Consider the following 19,023-nt stretch of genomic DNA (forward strand, 5'->3'; position numbering starts at 1 on the left):
ACTCACATCCGGAACACGCCGAACCGGGTCGGCTCGATCGGCGCGTTCAGCGCCGCGGACAGCGCCAGGGCCAGCACCCGCCGGCTGTCGGCCGGGTCGATTACCCCGTCGTCCCACAGCCGGGCCGAGGCGTAATAGGGATGGCCCTGCTTCTCGTATTGGTCGCGGATCGGCGCCTTGAATGCCTCCTCCTCCGCCTCCGGCCAGGTTTCGCCCTTGGCCTCGATGCCGTCGCGCCGCACCTGGCCCAGGACGTTCGCCGCCTGCTCGCCGCCCATCACCGAGATCCGGGCGTTCGGCCACATGAACAGGAAGCGTGGGCCGTAGGCGCGGCCGCACATGCCATAGTTGCCGGCGCCGAAGCTGCCGCCGATCAGCAGGGTCAGCTTCGGCACCTGGGCCGAGGCCACGGCGGTGACCAGCTTGGCGCCGTCCTTGGCGATGCCGCCGCGTTCGTATTTCGAGCCGACCATGAACCCGGTGATGTTCTGCAGGAACACCAGCGGGATGCCACGCTGACAGCACAGCTCGACGAAATGCGCGCCCTTCAGCGCGCTTTCCGAGAACAGAATGCCGTTGTTGGCGACGATGCCGACCGGGATGCCCCAGAGATGGGCGAAGCCGCAGACCAGCGTGGTGCCGTACAGCGCCTTGAACTCATCGAACTCCGACCCGTCGACCAGCCGCGCGATCACCTCGCGCACGTCGAAGGGCTTCCGCAGGTCGGTGCCGACGATGCCGTAGAGGTCGGTGGCCGGGTACAGCGGCTCCGCCGGCTCGCGCAGCGCCAGGGCCGGGCGCTTGACCCGGTTCAGGTCGCCGACGATGCGGCGGGCGATCGCCAGCGCATGGTGGTCGTCCTGGGCGTAGTGGTCGGTGACGCCGGAGATGCGGCTGTGCACGTCAGCGCCGCCGAGATCCTCGGCCGAGACCTCCTCGCCGGTCGCCGCCTTCACCAGCGGCGGGCCGCCGAGGAAGATCGTGCCCTGGCCCTTGACGATGATCGATTCGTCCGACATCGCGGGGACATAGGCGCCGCCGGCGGTGCAGGAGCCCATCACCGCCGCGATCTGCGGGATGCCGGCGGCCGACATCGTCGCCTGATTGTAGAAGATCCGGCCAAAATGGTCGCGGTCGGGGAAGACCTGGTCCTGCAGCGGCAGAAAGGCGCCGCCGGAATCGACGAGATACAGGCAGGGCAGGTTGTTCTCGCGCGCGATCTCCTGCGCCCGCAGGTGCTTCTTCACCGTCAGCGGGTAGTAGGTGCCGCCCTTCACCGTGGCGTCATTGGCGACGATGACACATTCCTGGCCGGAGACCGGGCCGATGCCGGTGATGATGCCGGCCGCGGGAACGTCCTCGTTATAGACGCCATGGCCGGCGAGCTGCGACAGCTCGAGGAAGGGCGCGCCGGGGTCGAGCAGCCCGCGAACCCGCTCGCGCGGCAGCAGCTTGCCGCGGGCGACGTGCCGGTCGCGGGCCGCCTGGCCGCCGCCCAGCTTGATCCGGGCAACGGTCGCCTGCAGGTCGTCGACGGCCGCCCGCATGGCCGCTTCGTTGTCGCGGAAGGCGGCGGACCGGGGGTCGACCGCGCTGTTCAGCACGGGCATGGGCGCTCCAGCTCAAGCCGATGGTGGTGCCGGGCACCATGCCGGGACGGAGGAGTCCGGGCAAGCACGGAAAGATAGTTGCCGATGGGGCGCCGGGTCATCCACGACAAGAAAGGGGGCCGAAGCCCCCTTTTGTCCCGTTTCCGTCGCTCTCAGAGCGCCGGGCCGATCACGGGCACTGCGGGTCGCCCTTGGTGCACTGCGGCCCATTGGTGATGAGCTGGTTCGGCGCCCGGTAGACGTGGCGGTTCACGACCTGTCCGTCCGGCCCAACCACGGTGGTCGAGCTTTCAAGCGTCGAACCCGCCGGCACGTTGGCGGGCAACGCGGCCGGAGCCCGGGCGTCCACCACCGTATCCTGCGGCTGGGCGCAGGCACCAAGCGCCAGGAGCGCAGCGAAACCGGACAGCAGGACGGTTCTACGAAGCGCGATGCTCATGGCACAATCTCCTCATTATCATTATCGGTCGGGCCGTTGACACGGCTTTACGCCGATACAACACCGGAAGGGTGGTTCAGGCTCCCATCAATTTCAACCTTGAAACCTGCTAAATAGTTCCCGCTTCGATTCGTTCGGTCATGACCAATCCGGATTGGGGATGGCTTGATAGGCTTGGCGCAGCGCGTCCGACCAGCGCTGACGCAGGCTGGAGAAGTAGGAATCGTCCTCGCCGACCCGCTTGCGCAGGGCCAGCTTCAGCGCGTCGCGGCGGTACAGCGCGATGTCGATCGGCAGCCCGACCGAGAGGTTGCTACGCAAGGTCGAATCCATCGACACAAGGCCGAGCTTGAGCCCGTCGATCAGCGGCGTCTCGAAGCGCGCGGCCCGATCGAGAATCGGCTTGCCGTATTTATGCTCGCCGATTTGCAGATAGGGCGTGTCGGCCGTCGCCTCGATGAAATTGCCGGCCTGGTAGATCTCGAACAGCCGGCAGCGGCGCCCGGTGATCTGGCCGCCGAGCAGGAAGGACGCATTGAAGCCGCCGGCATGCTGCTCCATCGCCGGGCCGTCGCGGTTCCAGACCGCGCGCACCGCCTCGCCCACCAGCTCGGCACAGCGGAACATCGATGGCGCGGTGGCCAGGCTCTCGCGCCCGTCGCCGGCGTCGACCGCCTCGGACAGGAGGGCGACCACGGATTGGGTGATGGCGAGATTGCCGGCGGTGAGCAGCACCATCACCCGGTCGCCTGGCCGCTCCCAGATATGCATCTTGCGGAAGGTCGAGATGTTGTCGACGCCGGCGTTGGTGCGGGTGTCGGCGATCATCACCAGCCCGTCTTCGAGCAGCAGGCCGAGGCAGTAGGTCATGCGAAACGGTCCGGGGTCATGGTGAAGGATCAGGCCTGCGCCTGGGTCTGGGACTGGCCGACGCGGACCACGACCTCCAGCGCCTCGGCACCGCCGCCTTGGCGCAGGCCGCGGACCGGGGCGGTGTCGTGGTAGTCGAGCCCGATGGCGATTCGGACATAATGCTCGGTCGGGCAGATCCCGTTGGCGGCGTCGAAGCCGACCCAGCCGAGCCCGTCGATGAAGGCTTCGGCCCAGGCGTGGCCGGCCGCCTGCTCGACGCTGCCGTCGGCCATCAGCAGATAGCCCGAGACGTAGCGGGCCGGCAGGCCGAGGTGGCGGGCACAGGCCAGGAAGACATGGGTGTGGTCCTGGCACACGCCGATGCCGGCGGCCAGCGCCTCGGCCGCGGTGGTGGCGGCGTGGGTCAGGCCGGGCCGGAAGGCGATGCGGCCGCGCACCGCCAGCATCAGCGCATGGGCCAGGGCCAGCGGCTCGCTCCCGCCGGCGGCGGCCTCTTCCGCCAGCGCGATCAGTGCGGCATCCGTGCCGGCCAGCGACGACGGGCGCAGATAGAAGGCGGGCGGGAACCGCTCCTCGGCCCCGGTGACGACGCCACCGGTGTCGCGGGTCACGACCTCGCCTTCGACCGTCAGGGTCAGCGCCTCGTGCGGCCGTTCCAGCGACAGCATCTCGACGATGTTGCCGAAGCCGTCCTCGCCGCCGGCGGCGAGGCTGGCCCCGGCCGGCGGCACCACCCGCCAGCGCAGCACCTCCTGCCCGTCATGCGATCGGGGCGTCAGGCGCAGCGTCTGGAGGGTGCGGGTGACCGGGCCGTCGTAGCGATAACGGGTCTCATGGCGGATCAGGAGGCGCATGGCCGGAACGGATCAGATCAGATAGGCCTTGCTGACCTCGAGGCCGAGGATGTTGTTCTGCTGGATGAACGCGGTCAGGTATTCGTGCAACCCGGTGCGGAAGATCGTGTCGATCCGGCCGTAGCGCAAGCGCGAATGCATCTCTCCGGCCAGCCGCTGGCATTCGTGCTTGCGGCCATAGAGATCGGCGAGCTGCCCGAGCAGCTCGACCATCACGCCGAGGCAGCCGGCGAGCGAGCGCGGCATCTCCGGCCGCAGGATCAGCAACTCGCCGACCTGCCAGGGCTTAATGCCGTCGCGGTAGAGATAAGCGTAGCTGCCGAGCGCCGAGGCGCCGCGCAGCACCGCCGCCCATTGGTAGAAGTCGAGGCCGCCGCCGACCTCCTCATCTGCCGGCAACAGCACGTGGTACTTCACGTCGAGCAGCCGGGCGGTGCTGTCGGCGCGCTCCAGCATGGTGCCGAGCTGCAGGAAGATGTGGCCGTCGTCGCGCAGCATGGTGTCGGCGACGGCGCCGTGGAACAGCATCGACCGTTCCTTGACCCAGTCCAGCAGGTCGCGCAGGTCGCCGCCGGCGATCCGCCCTTCCCGGGAGTCGAGGTCGAGCCAGGTGGCGTTCAGCGTCTCCCACATCGGCCGCGTCAGCGCCGCGCGCACCGCCCGCCCGTTGGTCCGCGCCCGCTGCAGGCAGGAGCGGATGCTGGCCGGATTGTCCGGGTCGCGGGCAATGTAGTCGACCACCGTGGCCGGGGTCGCCGCGTCGTGCTTCTTGTAGAAGCCCTCCTGGCAGCCGGAGATGACGACGGCGGAATGCCATTCATCCTGATGCGCGCCGCCGCTGCTCGGCGTCAGCGCCATGCGGTCGGCCACTTCGAGGATGCGGGCGAGGTTCTCGGCGCGCTCGACGTAGCGGCCGAGCCAGTAGAGGTTGTCGGCGGTGCGGCTCAGCATCCCGAAGACCCTGTCTTGATGTCCTGCGCCGTCATGCCGTCAGCACCCAGGTGTCCTTGGTGCCGCCGCCCTGGCTGGAATTGACCACCAGCGACCCCTCGCGCAACGCCACCCGGGTCAGCCCACCCGGCACGATCCGGACCTGGTCCTGGCCGGTCAGCACGAAGGGACGCAGGTCGACATGGCGCGGCGCCACGCCCTGATCGACGAAGGTCGGGCAGGTCGACAGCGCCAGGGTCGGCTGGGCGATGAACTGGTCCGGCTGCGCCTTGACCCGTTCGGCATAGGCCTCGCGCTCGGCCCGGCTGGCGGTCGGCCCGACCAGCATGCCGTAGCCGCCCGACCCGGCCACCTCCTTGACCACCAGCTCGTCGAGCTTGCCGAGGACGTGGGAGCATTCCTCGGGCTTCGAGCAGTCCCAGGTCGGGACGTTCTTCAGGATCGGTTCCTCGCCCAGATAGAAGCGGATCATCGCCGGGACGTGGATGTACATCGCCTTGTTGTCGGCGATGCCGGTGCCCATGGCGTTGGCCAGGGCCACGTTGCCGGCGCGGTAGGCGTGGTACAGGCCGGGGACGCCCAGCACCGATTCCGGGTTGAACACCAGCGGATCGAGGAACTCGTCGTCGATCCGGCGGTAGATCACGTCGACCCGCTTCGGCCCGCGGGTGGTGCGCATGTAGACCACGGCGTCGCGCACGAACAGATCCGGCCCCTCGACCAGCTCGATGCCCATGCGGTCGGCCAGGAAGCTGTGCTCGAAATAGGCGCTGTTGTAGATGCCGGGGGTCAGCAGGGCGACGGTCGGCTCGCCCTCGCAATTGCGCGGCGCCACCGACCGCAGCGTCGCCAGCAGCTCCTGCGGGTAGTGCTCGACCGGCGCCACGCTGTGCCGGGCGAACAGGTCCGGGAACAGCCGCATCATCATCTCGCGGCCTTCCAGCATATAGGACACGCCGGATGGCGTGCGGGCGTTGTCCTCCAGCACGTAGAAGTCGTTCGGCCCGACGCGGACGATGTCGATGCCGGCGATATGGGTGTAGACGCCGCCGGGCGGGTCCAGCCCCTTCATCTCCGGCAGATAGCCTGGATTGTGCAGCACCAGCCGCTCCGGCACCTGGCCGGCGCGCAGGATTTCCTGGTCGTGATAGACATCGTGCAGGAAGGCGTTGAGCGCCTTCACCCGCTGCGCCAGCCCCTGCTCGAGATGCTGCCATTCGGCGGCGTCGAGCACGCGGGGCATGATGTCGAACGGGATCAGCCGCTCGGGATCGCCGCCCTCGCCATACACCGCGAAGGTGATGCCGATGCGGCGGAACAGCGCCGCCGCCTCCCGGCGCTTGAAATCGAAGACCGAAGCCGGCGTCGCCGCCAGCCAATCTGCCAGGGCCGCATAGGGGGATCGGACCGGATCCCCGCCCATCTCGTCGAATGCCTGCACTATCCCTCCGGCACGTCCCTGCTCGACCAAAACATCAAGCAAGGCATGTGCCACCAACCGCAAGCAAAATTCTGCGGCGGCCGGCGAAGGATGCCTAAAATTCCAGCAAGGGCTGCCGGGTCAATAGGCGTAGGCGGTGAAGATGGGGTCGACCGAGCCGCCCCATTCGGTCTCGTAGCGGCGCAGCATCTCCGAAGCCTGGGTCTCACCGCTGTCGGCGATGCGCTGCAGCTCGTTGAGGAAGCCCTCCTCGGTGCCACCAATGGCGTCGGTCGAGGCCCGGGCGGCCAAGCCGGCACGGGCGATCGCCAGCACCTGCAGCGCCACGTCGCGCACGGTGCCGCCGCGGAACGGGGTGGCGAGACCGAGGCGCGGCACGTCGCGGCGCAGCACCGCCCGCTCCGACGTCGTCCAATCCTTGACCAGGTCCCAGGCGGCGTCCAGCGCGGTGCCGTCATACAGCAGCCCGACCCACAGCGCCGGCAGGGCGCAGAGGCGCGACCACGGCCCGCCATCGGCGCCGCGCATCTCCAGGAACTTCTTGAGCCGCACCTCGGGGAAGGCGGTGGTCAGGTGGTCGGCCCAGTCGTTCAGGGTCGGCAGGTGGCCCGGGTAGACCGCCAGCTCGCCCTTGAGAAAGTCGCGGAAGCTGTGGCCGGAGGCGTCGATATAGCGGCCGTCGCGGTAGACGAAGTACATCGGCACGTCGAGCAGGTAGTCGACATAGCGTTCGAAGCCGAAGCCGTCCTCGAACACGAAGGGCAGGTCGCCCGTGCGGTCCGGATCGGTGTCGGTCCAGATGTGGCTGCGCATGCTCTGGAAGCCGTTCGGCTTGCCCTCGGTGAAGGGCGAGTTGGCGAACAGCGCCGTGGCGATCGGCTGCAGCGCCAGGCTGGCCCGGAACTTCTTCACCATGTTGGCTTCGGAGGCGAAGTCGAGATTGACCTGCACCGTGCAGGTCCGCTTCATCATGTCGAGGCCGAGCGAGCCGCGCTTCGGCATGTAGTCGCGCATGATCTTGTAGCGGCCCTTCGGCATCCAGCCGATGTCCTCGCGCCGCCATTTCGGCTGGAAGCCCAGGCCGATCATGCCGATGCCGAGCTGCTCCCCGACCTTCTTCACCAGGGCCAGATGGTCGGCCACCTCGGCGCAGGTCTCGTGGATGCTGCGCAGCGGCGCGCCCGACAGTTCGACCTGGCCGCCCGGCTCCAGCGTCACCGAGGCCTTGTCGCGGATCAGCGCGATCAGGTTGCCGTCCTCCTCCACCCGCTCCCAGCCGCAGCCGGCCAGGCCCTCGAGCACGGCACGGATGCCGTCCGGCCCGTCATAGGGCAGCGGCCGCAGGTCCGACAGGCGGAAGGCGAACTTCTCGTGCTCGGTGCCGATGCGCCAATCCTCGGGCGGCTTGGACCCGGCGGCGAGATAGTCGACCAGCTGCGCCTTGCTTTCGATCGGTGCGGCGCTGGCGCTCTGGGGACCGGACATGGGCGGATACTCGGATGGCGGGATCGGTTGAGGTCAAACGCGATGCGGCGGCCGGCCGCGCCCGTCGCCGGCCAGCATCTGCCAGACCGCGAGCGCGGCGATGGCCGCCGTGTCGGCGCGCAGAATACGAGGGCCGAGGCCGACGGGTCGAACAAATTCGTGACGCTGCAGGGCCGCGAGCTCCGCCGGCGCGAAGCCGCCCTCGGGGCCGACCAGGAGCGCGGCGGGAGCGGCCGCTTCCGCCGCCGCTTCGGCGATGGGGCGGGCCGCCCCGGCCTCGGCGCAGACCAGCAGCGTCCGGCCCGCCGGCCAAGCTGCGAGCAGGGCGTCGAGTCCGACCGGGTCGCGGACCTCCGGCACGTCCAGCCGCTCGCACTGCTCGGCCGAGGCCACGGCATGGGCGCGCAGCCGGTCGAGATTGACGCGCTGGACGTCGGTGAAGCGGGTGAAGACCGGCTGCAGCACGGCGGCGCCGAGCTCGGTCCCCTTCTCCACCACCGCGTCGACCGCATCCTTCTTCACCGGGGCGAAGCAGAGCCAGAGATCGGAGACGGGCTCGGGCACGCGCAACTGCCGTTCGGCCAGGGCGCTGCCGCCGGCCTTGCTGAGGGCATCGAGCCGCGCCAGCCATTCGCCGTCGCGCGGGTTGAACAGGCGCAGCCCGGCGCCCGGCGTCAGCCGCAGCACACCGCGCAGGTGATGTGCCTGGGCCTCGGACAGCGACACCGGCCGCCCCTCCTCAAGAGGGGCGTCGACATGCAGGCGAGTGCGCGGCAGGGCGTCGGAGGTCATGTGCGACGCTAGCCGCTGCCCATTCGGCCGGCAACGGATCCTTGGAAGGAAACGCCGGGCTCAGGCCCGGCGGCGCTCCCTGGCCACCTGTTCGATGATCGCCTGACGGTCCGGCATGCGGGCGCGATTGCGGGCCGTCACCAGCTCGACGATCTCCGGTGCCGCGGTCTCGGGGCGGCCGGAGTCGAAGGGTGGCGCCGGGGCGTATTCGAGCGACAGCTGGATCGCCTTGGCCACCGTCTCGTCCGCCAGCTCGGCCGCCAGGGTCAGGGCGAAATCGATGCCGGCGGTGACGCCGCCGCCGGTGAAGATATTGCCGTCGCGGACCACGCGGCCGGGATCGGGGATGGCACCGAACAGGGCCAGCTGGTCGCGCCAGGACCAGTGGCAGGCCGCCCGCCGCCCCTCGAGCAGCCCAGCGGCGGCCAGGATCAGCGACCCGGTGCAGACCGAGGTGACGTAGCGGGCCGTGGCGGCGAGCCGGCGGATCTCACCCAGATAAGCGTCGCTGCGCATCGCGTCGACGCAGCCGAAGCCGCCCGGCACGCATAGCACGTCGCAGCGCTCCACCGTCTCCAGCCGGGCGAGGTTGGCGAAGGTCAGCCCGTCGACGCTGACCGCCTCCCCGCCGACCGAGGCGACAATGGTCGTGGCGCCGGGCAGCCGCGCCAGCACCTGGTGTGGGCCGGTGAAGTCGAGATGGGTGACGCCGGGATAGATCGGAAAGACAATGACGGTGTCCATGGCGGCCTCCGGGACGGGAATTGACAGAAGCAGTATCGGCGCGCAGGGTCATGTCTGAAACGACGTTGTTCCCTCATTTACCGCCATGACGCGCACGATCGGCTTCCTGATCTTTCCCGGCTTCAACATCCTCGACCTGTCGGGGCCGCTGGCGGCGTTCGACACCGCGTCGCGGGACTGCGTGCCGCCGCCCTACCGGCTGCGGGTAATGTCGGAGCGGGGCGGCGCGGTCGCGAGTTCCGCCGGCCTGCCCGTGCTGACCGAATCCGTCGATACCGAGCCGCTCGACACGCTGGTGGTCGTCGGCGGGCGCGGCGTTCCGGACGCGCTGGGCTCGGCGCTGCTGTCGGCTTTCATCCGCGGCGCGGCCGACGCCCGGCGGGTGACCAGCGTCTGCTCCGGCGCCTTCCTGCTGGCCGCGGCCGGCCTGCTGGACGGGCGCCGCGCCACCACCCATTGGCAGCAGGCGGCGGCGCTGCAGCGCCTGCACCCGCGGGTGCGGGTCGAGATGGACCGGATCTTCGTCCAGGACGGCCCGGTCTGGACATCGGCCGGCATCACCGCCGGGATCGACCTGGCCCTGGCGCTGATCGAGCAGGATCTGGGCGTCGACGCCGCCCGTGCCGTGGCCCGGACCCTGGTGGTCTATCACCGCCGCCCCGGCGGGCAGTCGCAGTTCTCCGCTTTGCTCGACCTCGCCCCGGCCACCGACCGGATCCAGGCGGCGCTGAGCTTTGCGCGCGAAAATCTGCGCGGCCCGCTGCCGGTCGACCGCCTGGCCGAGGCGGCGTGCCTGAGCCCGCGCCAGTTCGGCCGCGCCTTCCTGGCCGAGACCGGGCAAACGCCGGCCAAGGCGGTCGAGCGGCTGCGCGCGGAGGCGGCCCGGCCACGGATCGAAGACGGCGCCGAGCCGATCGAGATTGTGGCGCGTGACGTCGGCTTCGCCGATCCGGAGCGGATGCGCCGGGCCTTCATCCGCTGCTTCGGCCAGCCGCCGCAGGCGATGCGGCGCGGCCGCCGGGCCGCGGCGCCGGCGATGCATCCATGACCGTCCCGCTGTATCTCGGCCTTTGCCGGCGGTCGCAACGGCGCTACTGATGCGCCAGCACGCGCCATCGGCGACAGGATCATGACCGACACCGCCTCCGACATGCGGCCCCAGAGCCGGCTGCTCCGCTGGGCGCCGCCCGGCGTCCGGCCCTATCTGACGCTCGCCCGGCTGGATCGGCCGAAGCCGGTCATGCTGCTGCTCTATCCCTGCTGGTGGGGGCTGGCGATGGCCCCCAGGCCGGCCGGGTTCGGCTGGACCGACCTGTGGTACGTCGTCCTGTTTGCCATCGGCGCGCTGGTGATGCGCGGCGCCGGCTGCACGGTGAACGACATCCTGGACCGCGACTTCGATGGCCGGGTGGCGCGCACCCGCACCCGGCCGATCCCGAGCGGCGCGGTCAGCCCGACCCAGGCGGTGCTGTTCCTGATCGCCCAGCTGCTGCTGGGCTTCCTGATCCTGATCCAGTTCAACAGCACCACCGTCGGGCTCGGCATCGCCTCGCTGGTGGTGGTCTTCACCTACCCGCTGATGAAGCGGATCACCTGGTGGCCGCAATTCTTCCTGGGTCTGGCGTTCAACTGGGGCGCGCTGGTCGGCTGGCCCGCGGTGACCGGCGAGTTGGCCCTGCCCTCGCTGATCCTGTTTGCCGCCGGCATCTGCTGGACGCTGGGCTACGACACGATCTACGCGCTGCAGGACATCGAGGACGACGCCCGCATCGGCCTCAAATCGACCGCCCGGCTGTTCGGCGGCGCCACCCGGCGCTGGGTCGCCGGCTTCTACGCGCTGACCGTCCTCGGCATCGGCACCGCCGGCCTCCTGGCCGGGCTGGCGCCCCTGCCCTTCCTCCTGCCGCTGGCCGTCGGCGCGGCGCAGCTGGCCTGGCAGGTGGCGGCGCTGGTCCCAGACCGGCCGGTCGACTGCCTGGCCAAGTTCAACTCGAACCGCTGGTTCGGCCTCATGGTCCTGGCCGGCTTGGTGGCTGGACGCGCTCTCGCCTGATCAGCCGCCGAGATACTTGGCGAGGGCCACGGCGTTGTTGTGGCGCTCGTCGCGGCTGGCATAGAGCAGCGTGACCCAGCCGTCCTTGCTCTTCTGCCGCAGGAAGGCGACCGCATTCGGGTGGGTGTCCAGCTCGGCAGAGTAGCGGCGGCAGAATTCCGGCCACTTCTCCGAATCGTGATGGATCCAGTGGCGCAGCTCGTCGCTCGGCGCAACGGTCTTGAGCCAGAGGTCGAGCGCCGCCTGCTCCTTCGTCAGGCCGCGCGGCCACAGCCGGTCGACCAGGATGCGGTAGCCGTCGCCCTCCTCGGGCGGGTCGTAGACGCGCTTGACCCGGATCATGACCCGGCCTCGTCGCGCTTCGGAGCCTTGGACTTAGGCGAAGACTTGGCCTTCGGCTTCGAGTCCAGACCGGCATAGGCCGGGTCGATCTCATGCAGGTAACAAGGCGGAGAGCTACACTCCCCGATCTCGTCTTCGGCCGGACCGTCCTTCGGTCGGGCCGGCACATGGCGGCTCGCCATCTCGTCGTTTCCTCGCTCTGCGGCGACGGTCTGCGCCGTCGCCGTTGCCCGAATCTTCCGCATTCCGGCGCCGGACATCAAGACGCCATGGCTCAACGCCGCCCTGCAGGATAGGAAGGTCGCCATGGACGACATCGACGCCTTCATCCGCGCCAACACGGCGCCGACCCGACCGCCGCTCTTGCCCGAGCTGGTGCTGCACCTCGCCACCGAGGTGACGCCGCTATGGCAGGCAACCGAGGAGTCGCTGCGCCGCACCGGGCTGCCGCCGCCCTACTGGGCCTTCGCCTGGGTCGGCGGCCAGGCGGTGGCACGGCATATCCTGGACCATCCGGACAGCGTCGCCGGCAAGCGGGTGTTCGACTTCGCCTCCGGCTCCGGCATCGTCGCGCTGGCCGCGGCCCGGGCTGGCGCCGCGGCGGTGACGGCAGCGGAGATCGACCCGATCGCGGTGGCGGCGATCCGGCTGAACGCGGCGGCCAATGGCTGCGCGGTCGAGGCCGACAGCGGCGACCGCATCGGCGATCCGCTGGACGGCATCGACATCGTCTGCGCCGGCGACGTCTGCTACGAGAAGCCGATGTCGGACCGGGTGATGCCCTGGCTGCGGGTCTTGGCCGGGGCCGGCAAGACCGTGCTGCTGGGCGACCCCGGCCGCGCCTACCGGCCGCAGGACGGGCTGGAGGAGATCGCCCGCCACCAGGTGCCGACCAGCGTCGAGATCGAGGATCGCGCCGTGCGCGAGGCGGTGGTGTGGCGCGTGCTGTCAGGCTGAGGCCCGATGGCCGGGCTCGCATCCGCGAACCCGGCCCGGGTGATCAGTTGGTGGTCGGCGCCGCCGGCGTCGTGGTCGCGGGGGCGGCCGGGACGGTTGCCGGGGGCGGCGTGACCGCGGGAACCGCCGGGGCTGGAGCGGTGGTGGCCGGGGCCGCCGGAACAGCAGGCTCGGTCACGGCCGGGGCCGCGGGGGCGGCAGGAACCGCTGGGGTCTCCACCGGTGCAGCGGGGACAGCCGGCGCGGCCGGCGCCGTGGTGGCCGGGGCGGCGGGCTGAACCGGGGTCGCGGGCGGCATCTCGCCCGGCGCCGCGGGCACGGTCTGGCCCGGCACGGTCTGGCCCGGGATGATCTCGGCCGGGGGCTGGGCCGGCGGCTCGGCCGCCTTCTTCGCCGCGGCGGCGCGGCGGCCGGCGGAGCGGGTCAGATAGGCCTGCCGCGCCGCTTCCTTGTTGGCGTAGACGTCCGGGTGGTCCACCGGCTGGCCGAATTCGTCCGGGAATCGGGTGTAGTAGCCGATATAGACCGGGATCTCCTCCGGCAACCGCTCGCTGTACATGCGGCCGGTGCGGATCTTGCGGTCGATCTCGTCGACGCTGACGCCGTCGGCCCAGGCCGCCAGTTCCCGCACCTGCTGGACCCGGACGCAGCCATGGCTCAGCGCCCGCTTGTCGCGGCCAAAATAGCTCTTCTGCGGCGTGTCGTGCAGATAGATCGACTGGTCGTTGTCGAGTTCGAGCTTGATCCGGCCGAGCGGGCTGCGCGGCCCCGACGGGATGTACTCGCTGGCCTCGTTGCGGACGATCGACGGCGTCGGCGTCCAGTCGGGGTTGTATTTGATCGCGTACATGTTCGACATCAGCTCGGGCGTCGAGGTGCCCGGGGCGCCGACCACGACCTTGCTGCGGATCACCGGGGCGCCGTCCTGGAATGCGATCAGCTCATAGGACGGGATGTTCACCAGGATGAACTTGCCGCGCGCCGGGATCGCGACATTGACGCCGGCGTCGCGCATCGCCTGGACGAAGGGCGACACGGGCGGCGGCGCCGGCTGCTCCGGCCCCGGCAGGCTGGCGGTCTGCTGCGTCCCGGCCGGCACGCAGGCGGCCAGCACCAGGATCGAGGCGACCGCCAGGGCGGCGCGAGCGATCGGCCCGCGGTGGTACGGCGCGCTCTTGGAACAGGCGGTCATCGCGATTTTCCCTTCCGTCTCGGACGGCCGGGTGGTCGAACCCGGGGCCGTTGCATTCATTTAGTTGCCGGTACTCGGCCCGGCAATCGAAAGACTGCAGTGGCCCCACGAGTCTTGCATCGCTGGTCGTTATGGCAAAAAAGGGGCGCTCCGAAGAGCGCCCCTCCACAATTCGACGTTTGAACGATCCGATCGGCAGATCAGAAGTCCATGTCGCCCATACCGCCCATGCCACCCATGCCGCCGCCCGGCGCCGAGGCGGCCGGCTTCTTCTCGACATGCTCGGCCACCATCGCCTCGGTGGTAATCAGCAGGCTGGCCACCGACGCGGCGTTCTGCAGCGCGGCGCGCACGACCTTGGTCGGGTCGATGACGCCGGCCTTGATCAGGTCGCCGTACTCGCTGGTCTGGGCGTTGTAGCCCCAGTTCTTGTCGTTCTTGTCCTGCAGCTTGCCGACAACGATCGAGGCGTCGCCGCCCGCGTTGGTGACGATCTGACGGACCGGCGCCTGCAGCGCGCGACGGACGATGTCGATGCCGACTCGCTCGTCGTCGTTGTCATGCTTGACCTTGTCCAGCGCCTTGGAGGCGTAGAGCAGGGCCGTGCCGCCGCCCGGGACCACGCCTTCCTCGACCGCGGCGCGGGTCGCGTGCATCGCGTCGTCGACGCGATCCTTGCGCTCCTTCACCTCGATCTCGGTGGCGCCGCCGACGCGGATCACCGCGACGCCGCCCGCCAGCTTGGCCAGACGCTCCTGCAGCTTCTCGCGGTCGTAGTCCGAGGAGGTCTCCTCGATCTGCGCCCGGATCTGGTTGCAGCGGCCCTCGATGTCCTTCTTGGCGCCGGCGCCGTCAACGATCGTGGTCTCTTCCTTGGCGATCAGGACCTTCTTGGCCCGGCCCAGCATGTCGAGCGTGACGCTCTCGAGCTTGATGCCGAGATCCTCGGAGATCACCTGGCCGCCGGTCAGGATGGCCATGTCCTCGAGCATCGCCTTGCGGCGATCGCCGAAGCCCGGGGCCTTGACCGCCGCGACCTTCAGGCCGCCGCGCAGCTTGTTGACCACCAGGGTGGCCAGGGCCTCGCCCTCGACGTCCTCGGCGATGATCAGCAGCGGCTTGCCCGACTGCACCACCGCCTCGAGCACCGGCAGCATGGCCTGCAGGTTCGACAGCTTCTTCTCATGCAGGAGGATGTACGGAGCCTCGAGGTCCGCAATCATCTTCTCGGCATTGGTGATGAAGTACGGCGACAGGTAGCCGCGGTCGAACTGCATGCCCTCGACGACTTCGAGCTCGGTGTCGAGGCTCTTGGCCTCTTCCACCGTGATCACGCCCTCGTTGCCGACCCGCTCCATGGCCTTGGCGATCATCTCACCGATGTCGCGCTCGCCATTGGCGGAGATGGTGCCGACCTGGGCGACTTCGGCGTTGGTCTTGATGACCTTCGACCGGGTCTTGAGGTCGGCGACGACGGCCTCGACGGCCTTGTCGATGCCGCGCTTCAGGTCCATCGGGTTCAGGCCGGCGGCCACCGCCTTGACGCCCTCGCGGACGATCGACTGGGCCAGCACGGTCGCCGTGGTGGTGCCGTCACCGGCCAGGTCGTTGGTCTTCGACGCGACCTCGCGCACCATCTGTGCGCCCATGTTCTCGAACTTGTCGGCGAGCTCGATCTCCTTGGCGACGGTGACGCCGTCCTTGGTGATCCGCGGTGCGCCGAACGACTTGTCGAGCACGACGTTGCGGCCCTTCGGGCCCAGGGTGACCTTGACCGCATCGGCCAGGATGTCGACGCCGCGCAGCATGCGGGAGCGCGCGTCGAGCGAGAACTTGACGTCCTTCGCTGCCATATTCTTATTCCTTAATCTATTGGAATTCCGGTGAAGGCGACGGGGCGGATCAGGCCGCCTTGGCCGACTTCTTCACGGTGATGATGCCGAGGATGTCGCTCTCCTTCATGATCAGGAGATCCTGACCGTCGAGCTTGACCTCTGTGCCGGACCACTTGCCGAACAGAATGCGGTCACCGGCCTTGACGTCCAGCGGCTGCAGCTTGCCGGCTTCGTCGCGGATGCCGGCGCCGACCGAGATGACCTCGCCCTCCTGGGGCTTTTCCTTGGCGGTGTCCGGGATGATGATCCCGCCAGCGGTCTTCTCGTTCTGCTCGATGCGACGCACCAGCACTCGGTCGTGCAGGGGACGGAATTGCATCGTTTTCTCCCACTCTCTCGTTCAGAGATTTGCGTTCAGGGCCTGCCCCGGCCGGTCGTTAGCACTCTCGGCCAGTGAGTGCTACGCATTTAAGGGGACGGCGGAAGCGGGTCAAGGCCCGTGCGCAGATTCTCTCAACGAAAGGCTTCCCTCAGCGAAAGACTGCGGGCAGCCACAGCGAGAGCGCCGGAATATAGGTCACGGCCAACAGCACCGCGATCGAGGCGCCGAAGAACGGCCAGATCGTCTTCATCGCCTCGCGGATCGTGATCTTGCCGACGGCGCAGCTGACGAACAGCACCGACCCCACCGGCGGCGTGTTCAGGCCAATGCCGGCGTTGAGGATCAGGATCACGCCGAAATGCACCGGGTCGATGCCGAAAGCCTTGACCACCGGCAGCAGCACCGGGGTGCAGATGATGATCATCGGCGCCATGTCCATGAAGGTGCCGAGGATCAGCAGCGCCACATTGATCAGCAGCAGCACCGTCAGGGGGTCGCTGGAGATCGCGTTGATCGCCTGGACCGTCGCGGTCTGCACCTGCAAGAGCGCCATCAGCCAGCCGAAGGCGCCGGCGGTGCCGATCACCAGCAGCACCATGGCGGTGGTGCGCACCGCCCCCTGCACCGCCTCGACGAAGCCGCGCCAGTCGAGCTCACGATAGACCAGGAGCGCGATCAGGAAGGCGTAGATCACCGCGATGCAGGAGCTTTCGGTCGCGGTGAAGACACCGGAGCGGACGCCGCCGAAGATGATGCCGATCAGAAGGATGCCGGGCAGCGCCAGGACCAGGTAGCGGCCGACGGCGCGCAGCCCCGGGAACGGGTCGGACGGATAGCCGCGCCGGCGGGCGACGACATAAGCGGTGACCATCAGCGCCGCCGCCAGCAGCAGGCCGGGGATGATGCCGGCGGTGAACAGGTCGGCGATCGAGACGTTGCCGCCCGCCGCGATCGAATAGAGGATCATGTTGTTCGACGGTGGGATCATCAGCGCGATGATCGCGGAGTTGGCGGTGACGTTGACCGCATAGTCCCGGGCGTAGCCCCGCGCGGCCATCTGCGGGATCATCAGCCCGCCGATCGCCGAGGCGTCGGCTACTGCCGAGCCGGAGATGCCGCCGAACAGGGTCGAGGCGACGACATTGACCTGGCCCAGGCCGCCACGCATATGGCCGACCAGGCTGGCGGCGAAGCGGATCAGCCGCGCCGCGATGCCGCCGCGGATCATCAGGTCGCCGGCGAAGATGAAGAACGGGATCGCCATCATGGCGAAGGTGTTCATGCCGGAATTGATCTGCTGGAACACCACCACCGGCGGCAGGCCCATGGTGAGCACCGTCGCCAGCGAGGAGATGCCGAGGCAGAAGGCGATCGGCATGCCCATGAACATCAGCAGCGTAAAGCCGCCGAACAGGACCCACAGCTCCATCACGCCAGCTCCTGCACGCCTTCGACCGCCGCCTCGTGCTCGACGCCGGCAATCTGTTCGAACAACCGCTCGGCGGCGAACAGCGCGATCAGCGCGCCGCCGACGATCAGGGGAATGAAGTCGAAGCCACCCGGCAGGTCGAGCACCGGGATGGTCGCGGTCCAGGTGCCGATCGCCAACTGGATCGAATACCAGACCATGGCGACGCCGAAGCCGAGGATGAGCAGCAGGTTGACCGCCTCCAGCGCCCGGTTGACCCCCGCCGGCAGCGCCTGCTGCAGAAAATCGAGCCCGAGATGGAAGCTCTCGCGCACCCCGACCGCGGCGCCGAGCAGGATGAACCAGCCCATCAGTTGCAGCGTCAGCGGCTCGGCCCAACTCGGCGTGTCGTTCAGCACGTAGCGGGCGAAGACCTGCCAGCCCACGGTGACGGTCATCGCCAGCATGCCGAAGCCGGCCAGCCACAGGGCGCCGGTGGACAGGACGCCGAGGGTCCGGCGGGTCAGAGCCAGGATGGAAGCCATTCCGGCCGATCTCCATGACAAAAGGACCGGCCCCGCGCATCACGGGGCCGGCCGGATGGCACAGCCTCACTGCACCGCGCGGATGCGCTCCACCAGCGACTTCATCGCGTCGGTGGTGACGAACTTGTCGTAGACCGGCCCCATCGCGGCCGCGAAAGGTGCCTTGTCGACGGTGATGATCTCGCCGCCGCCGGCCCGCACCTTCGCCTCCGACTCCTTTTCCCGCGCGGTCCACAGCTCGCGCATCTTGACCACCGATTCCTTGGCCGCTTGGCGCAGCGTCGTCTGGTCGTCGGGCGACAGCTTGTCCCAGGCGATCTTCGAGATCACCAGCACCTCGGGAGTCAACGAATGCTCGGTCAGGGTGTAGTGCTTCGCCACCTCGAAATGGCGCGAGGATTCGTAGGACGGCCAGTTGTTCTCCGCCCCGTCGACGACGCCGGTCTCCAGCGACGAATAGACCTCGCCGAAGGCCATCGGCGTCGGGTTGGCACCGAAAGCCTGCATCATCGCGATCCACAGGTCGGATTGCTGGACCCGCAGCTTCAGGCCCTTCATGTCCTCGATCGAATGGATCGCCTTCTTGGTGGTGTAGAAGGACCGGGCGCCGGAATCATAGAAGGCGAGGCCGACCAGCCCGTGCGGCTCGAACGCCTTCAGGATCTCGTCGCCGATCGGGCCGTCCACCACCTTGTGCATGTGGTCGACCGAGCGGAACAGGAAGGGCAGGCCCAGCACCTGCGTCTCCGGCACCAGGTTGTTGAACGGCGCCGTGTTCACCCGGTTCATGTCGATCACACCGAACCGGGTCTGCTCGATCGTGTCCTTCTCGGCACCGAGCTGGGCGTTGTTGAACACCTGGATCTTGATCCGGCCGCCGGTGCGCTGCTCCATCAGCTCGCCGAGATATTGCACCGCCACCACCGTCGGATAGCCGTCGGGATGGATGTCGGCCGAGCGCAGCGTCTGCGCCGAAGCCGGAAGGGCAGCCAGCGTCAGCGCCGCCCCCAGGACCAGTGCCGCAATGGATTTCACGAAACGCCTCCCCTTTGATCGCCTGGTATGATCAGGCCGCCGTCTAGTATGGTAGTCGGGAGCCTAGTATGGTACCTGTCCCGAT

At 69.0% G+C, this 19,023-nt stretch carries 20 protein-coding genes; 3 read left to right on the forward strand and 17 right to left on the reverse strand.

Annotated elements, in window-relative coordinates; all coding sequences use genetic code 11:
• Positions 1-2 precede the first annotated feature (2 nt).
• The 9 genes from AB4Z01_RS12020 to AB4Z01_RS12060 form a co-directional block, all read right to left on the reverse strand.
• Positions 3-1,610 carry a carboxyl transferase domain-containing protein gene (locus AB4Z01_RS12020; protein ID WP_441693736.1) on the reverse strand — a complete coding sequence of 536 codons (1,608 nt, stop codon included), beginning with the start codon at positions 1,608-1,610 and terminating at the stop codon, positions 3-5.
• A gap of 169 nt (positions 1,611-1,779) precedes the next feature.
• Positions 1,780-2,049: a hypothetical protein gene (locus AB4Z01_RS12025; protein ID WP_429224043.1), complete on the reverse strand. Its 270-nt coding sequence runs from the start codon at positions 2,047-2,049 to the stop codon at positions 1,780-1,782.
• 138 nt (positions 2,050-2,187) lie between these two features.
• On the reverse strand, positions 2,188-2,919 hold the full coding sequence (locus AB4Z01_RS12030; RefSeq protein WP_441693738.1) for a peptidase: 732 nt from the start codon (positions 2,917-2,919) through the stop codon (positions 2,188-2,190).
• Between the two features lie 29 nt (positions 2,920-2,948).
• Complete coding sequence (locus tag AB4Z01_RS12035) at positions 2,949-3,776, reverse strand: transglutaminase family protein (RefSeq protein ID WP_441693741.1); 828 nt, start codon at positions 3,774-3,776, stop codon at positions 2,949-2,951.
• A 12-nt stretch (positions 3,777-3,788) separates the two neighbouring features.
• The gene (locus AB4Z01_RS12040) at positions 3,789-4,727 is read right to left on the reverse strand and encodes an alpha-E domain-containing protein (protein WP_441693744.1); all 939 of its coding nucleotides are present in this window, start codon (positions 4,725-4,727) and stop codon (positions 3,789-3,791) included.
• 31 nt (positions 4,728-4,758) lie between these two features.
• Positions 4,759-6,150, reverse strand: a complete 1,392-nt coding sequence (locus tag AB4Z01_RS12045; protein WP_441693902.1) for a circularly permuted type 2 ATP-grasp protein — start codon at positions 6,148-6,150, stop codon at positions 4,759-4,761.
• Between the two features lie 138 nt (positions 6,151-6,288).
• Positions 6,289-7,653, reverse strand: a complete 1,365-nt coding sequence (locus AB4Z01_RS12050) for a glutamate--cysteine ligase (protein WP_441693747.1) — start codon at positions 7,651-7,653, stop codon at positions 6,289-6,291.
• A gap of 33 nt (positions 7,654-7,686) precedes the next feature.
• The gene (locus AB4Z01_RS12055) at positions 7,687-8,445 is read right to left on the reverse strand and encodes a 16S rRNA (uracil(1498)-N(3))-methyltransferase (protein ID WP_441693749.1); all 759 of its coding nucleotides are present in this window, start codon (positions 8,443-8,445) and stop codon (positions 7,687-7,689) included.
• 60 nt (positions 8,446-8,505) lie between these two features.
• Positions 8,506-9,189 (reverse strand): DJ-1/PfpI family protein, encoded by a 684-nt coding sequence (locus AB4Z01_RS12060; RefSeq protein ID WP_441693752.1) that lies wholly within the window; start codon positions 9,187-9,189, stop codon positions 8,506-8,508.
• A gap of 85 nt (positions 9,190-9,274) precedes the next feature.
• Here AB4Z01_RS12060 and AB4Z01_RS12065 point away from each other — a divergent pair, with 85 nt between their 5' ends.
• Complete coding sequence (locus AB4Z01_RS12065; RefSeq protein ID WP_441693755.1) at positions 9,275-10,237, forward strand: GlxA family transcriptional regulator; 963 nt, start codon at positions 9,275-9,277, stop codon at positions 10,235-10,237.
• 81 nt (positions 10,238-10,318) lie between these two features.
• On the forward strand, positions 10,319-11,242 hold the full coding sequence (gene ubiA, locus AB4Z01_RS12070; protein ID WP_441693758.1) for a 4-hydroxybenzoate octaprenyltransferase: 924 nt from the start codon (positions 10,319-10,321) through the stop codon (positions 11,240-11,242).
• Here ubiA and AB4Z01_RS12075 read toward each other — a convergent pair whose 3' ends face one another.
• Together AB4Z01_RS12075 and AB4Z01_RS12080 are read right to left on the reverse strand one after the other, a co-directional pair.
• Positions 11,243-11,584 (reverse strand): DUF488 domain-containing protein, encoded by a 342-nt coding sequence (locus tag AB4Z01_RS12075; RefSeq protein WP_441693760.1) that lies wholly within the window; start codon positions 11,582-11,584, stop codon positions 11,243-11,245.
• Entirely contained in the window at positions 11,581-11,892 is a 312-nt protein-coding gene (locus AB4Z01_RS12080) for a hypothetical protein (protein ID WP_441693763.1), read from the reverse strand. Before AB4Z01_RS12080 ends, AB4Z01_RS12075 begins: the two co-directional genes overlap by 4 nt.
• On the opposite strand from AB4Z01_RS12080, the gene AB4Z01_RS12085 reads away from it, so the two are divergent.
• Positions 11,891-12,541, forward strand: coding sequence for a class I SAM-dependent methyltransferase (locus AB4Z01_RS12085; RefSeq protein ID WP_441693766.1), 651 nt, complete (start codon positions 11,891-11,893; stop codon positions 12,539-12,541). The genes AB4Z01_RS12080 and AB4Z01_RS12085 overlap by 2 nt on opposite strands.
• Positions 12,542-12,584: 43 nt before the next feature.
• On the opposite strand, the gene AB4Z01_RS12090 is transcribed toward AB4Z01_RS12085, so the two are convergent.
• The 6 genes from AB4Z01_RS12090 to AB4Z01_RS12115 all read right to left on the reverse strand — a co-directional run bounded on the left by AB4Z01_RS12090 (position 12,585) and on the right by AB4Z01_RS12115 (position 18,938).
• Positions 12,585-13,733, reverse strand: coding sequence for a L,D-transpeptidase family protein (locus tag AB4Z01_RS12090; protein ID WP_441693769.1), 1,149 nt, complete (start codon positions 13,731-13,733; stop codon positions 12,585-12,587).
• Between the two features lie 200 nt (positions 13,734-13,933).
• Positions 13,934-15,586, reverse strand: a complete 1,653-nt coding sequence (groL, locus tag AB4Z01_RS12095; protein WP_429224057.1) for a chaperonin GroEL — start codon at positions 15,584-15,586, stop codon at positions 13,934-13,936.
• Positions 15,587-15,635: 49 nt separating this feature from the next.
• Positions 15,636-15,947 (reverse strand): co-chaperone GroES, encoded by a 312-nt coding sequence (groES, locus tag AB4Z01_RS12100; protein ID WP_034840379.1) that lies wholly within the window; start codon positions 15,945-15,947, stop codon positions 15,636-15,638.
• Between the two features lie 151 nt (positions 15,948-16,098).
• Positions 16,099-17,379 carry a TRAP transporter large permease gene (locus AB4Z01_RS12105; RefSeq protein ID WP_441693772.1) on the reverse strand — a complete coding sequence of 427 codons (1,281 nt, stop codon included), beginning with the start codon at positions 17,377-17,379 and terminating at the stop codon, positions 16,099-16,101.
• Positions 17,379-17,903 (reverse strand): TRAP transporter small permease, encoded by a 525-nt coding sequence (locus AB4Z01_RS12110; RefSeq protein WP_441693775.1) that lies wholly within the window; start codon positions 17,901-17,903, stop codon positions 17,379-17,381. Before AB4Z01_RS12110 ends, AB4Z01_RS12105 begins: the two co-directional genes overlap by 1 nt.
• A gap of 66 nt (positions 17,904-17,969) precedes the next feature.
• Positions 17,970-18,938: a TRAP transporter substrate-binding protein gene (locus tag AB4Z01_RS12115; protein ID WP_441693778.1), complete on the reverse strand. Its 969-nt coding sequence runs from the start codon at positions 18,936-18,938 to the stop codon at positions 17,970-17,972.
• Positions 18,939-19,023: the final 85 nt, after the last annotated feature.

It is taken from the genome of Inquilinus sp. YAF38 (assembly GCF_052113205.1).
GTDB lineage: Bacteria > Pseudomonadota > Alphaproteobacteria > DSM-16000 > Inquilinaceae > Inquilinus.

Coding starts and splice junctions, on each gene's coding strand:
- AB4Z01_RS12060 (WP_441693752.1), bottom strand. CDS start 9,189: ATGGACACCGTCATTGTCTTTCCGATCTATCCCGGCGTCACCCATCTC.
- AB4Z01_RS12105 (WP_441693772.1), bottom strand. CDS start 17,379: ATGGAGCTGTGGGTCCTGTTCGGCGGCTTTACGCTGCTGATGTTCATG.
- AB4Z01_RS12075 (WP_441693760.1), bottom strand. CDS start 11,584: ATGATCCGGGTCAAGCGCGTCTACGACCCGCCCGAGGAGGGCGACGGC.
- AB4Z01_RS12030 (WP_441693738.1), bottom strand. CDS start 2,919: ATGACCTACTGCCTCGGCCTGCTGCTCGAAGACGGGCTGGTGATGATC.
- AB4Z01_RS12045 (WP_441693902.1), bottom strand. CDS start 6,150: ATGGGCGGGGATCCGGTCCGATCCCCCTATGCGGCCCTGGCAGATTGG.
- groES (WP_034840379.1), bottom strand. CDS start 15,947: ATGCAATTCCGTCCCCTGCACGACCGAGTGCTGGTGCGTCGCATCGAG.
- AB4Z01_RS12065 (WP_441693755.1), top strand. CDS start 9,275: ATGACGCGCACGATCGGCTTCCTGATCTTTCCCGGCTTCAACATCCTC.
- ubiA (WP_441693758.1), top strand. CDS start 10,319: ATGACCGACACCGCCTCCGACATGCGGCCCCAGAGCCGGCTGCTCCGC.
- AB4Z01_RS12090 (WP_441693769.1), bottom strand. CDS start 13,733: ATGACCGCCTGTTCCAAGAGCGCGCCGTACCACCGCGGGCCGATCGCT.
- AB4Z01_RS12055 (WP_441693749.1), bottom strand. CDS start 8,445: ATGACCTCCGACGCCCTGCCGCGCACTCGCCTGCATGTCGACGCCCCT.
- AB4Z01_RS12080 (WP_441693763.1), bottom strand. CDS start 11,892: ATGGCGACCTTCCTATCCTGCAGGGCGGCGTTGAGCCATGGCGTCTTG.
- AB4Z01_RS12035 (WP_441693741.1), bottom strand. CDS start 3,776: ATGCGCCTCCTGATCCGCCATGAGACCCGTTATCGCTACGACGGCCCG.
- AB4Z01_RS12050 (WP_441693747.1), bottom strand. CDS start 7,653: ATGTCCGGTCCCCAGAGCGCCAGCGCCGCACCGATCGAAAGCAAGGCG.
- AB4Z01_RS12110 (WP_441693775.1), bottom strand. CDS start 17,903: ATGGCTTCCATCCTGGCTCTGACCCGCCGGACCCTCGGCGTCCTGTCC.
- AB4Z01_RS12085 (WP_441693766.1), top strand. CDS start 11,891: ATGGACGACATCGACGCCTTCATCCGCGCCAACACGGCGCCGACCCGA.
- AB4Z01_RS12020 (WP_441693736.1), bottom strand. CDS start 1,610: ATGCCCGTGCTGAACAGCGCGGTCGACCCCCGGTCCGCCGCCTTCCGC.
- AB4Z01_RS12025 (WP_429224043.1), bottom strand. CDS start 2,049: ATGAGCATCGCGCTTCGTAGAACCGTCCTGCTGTCCGGTTTCGCTGCG.
- AB4Z01_RS12040 (WP_441693744.1), bottom strand. CDS start 4,727: ATGCTGAGCCGCACCGCCGACAACCTCTACTGGCTCGGCCGCTACGTC.
- groL (WP_429224057.1), bottom strand. CDS start 15,586: ATGGCAGCGAAGGACGTCAAGTTCTCGCTCGACGCGCGCTCCCGCATG.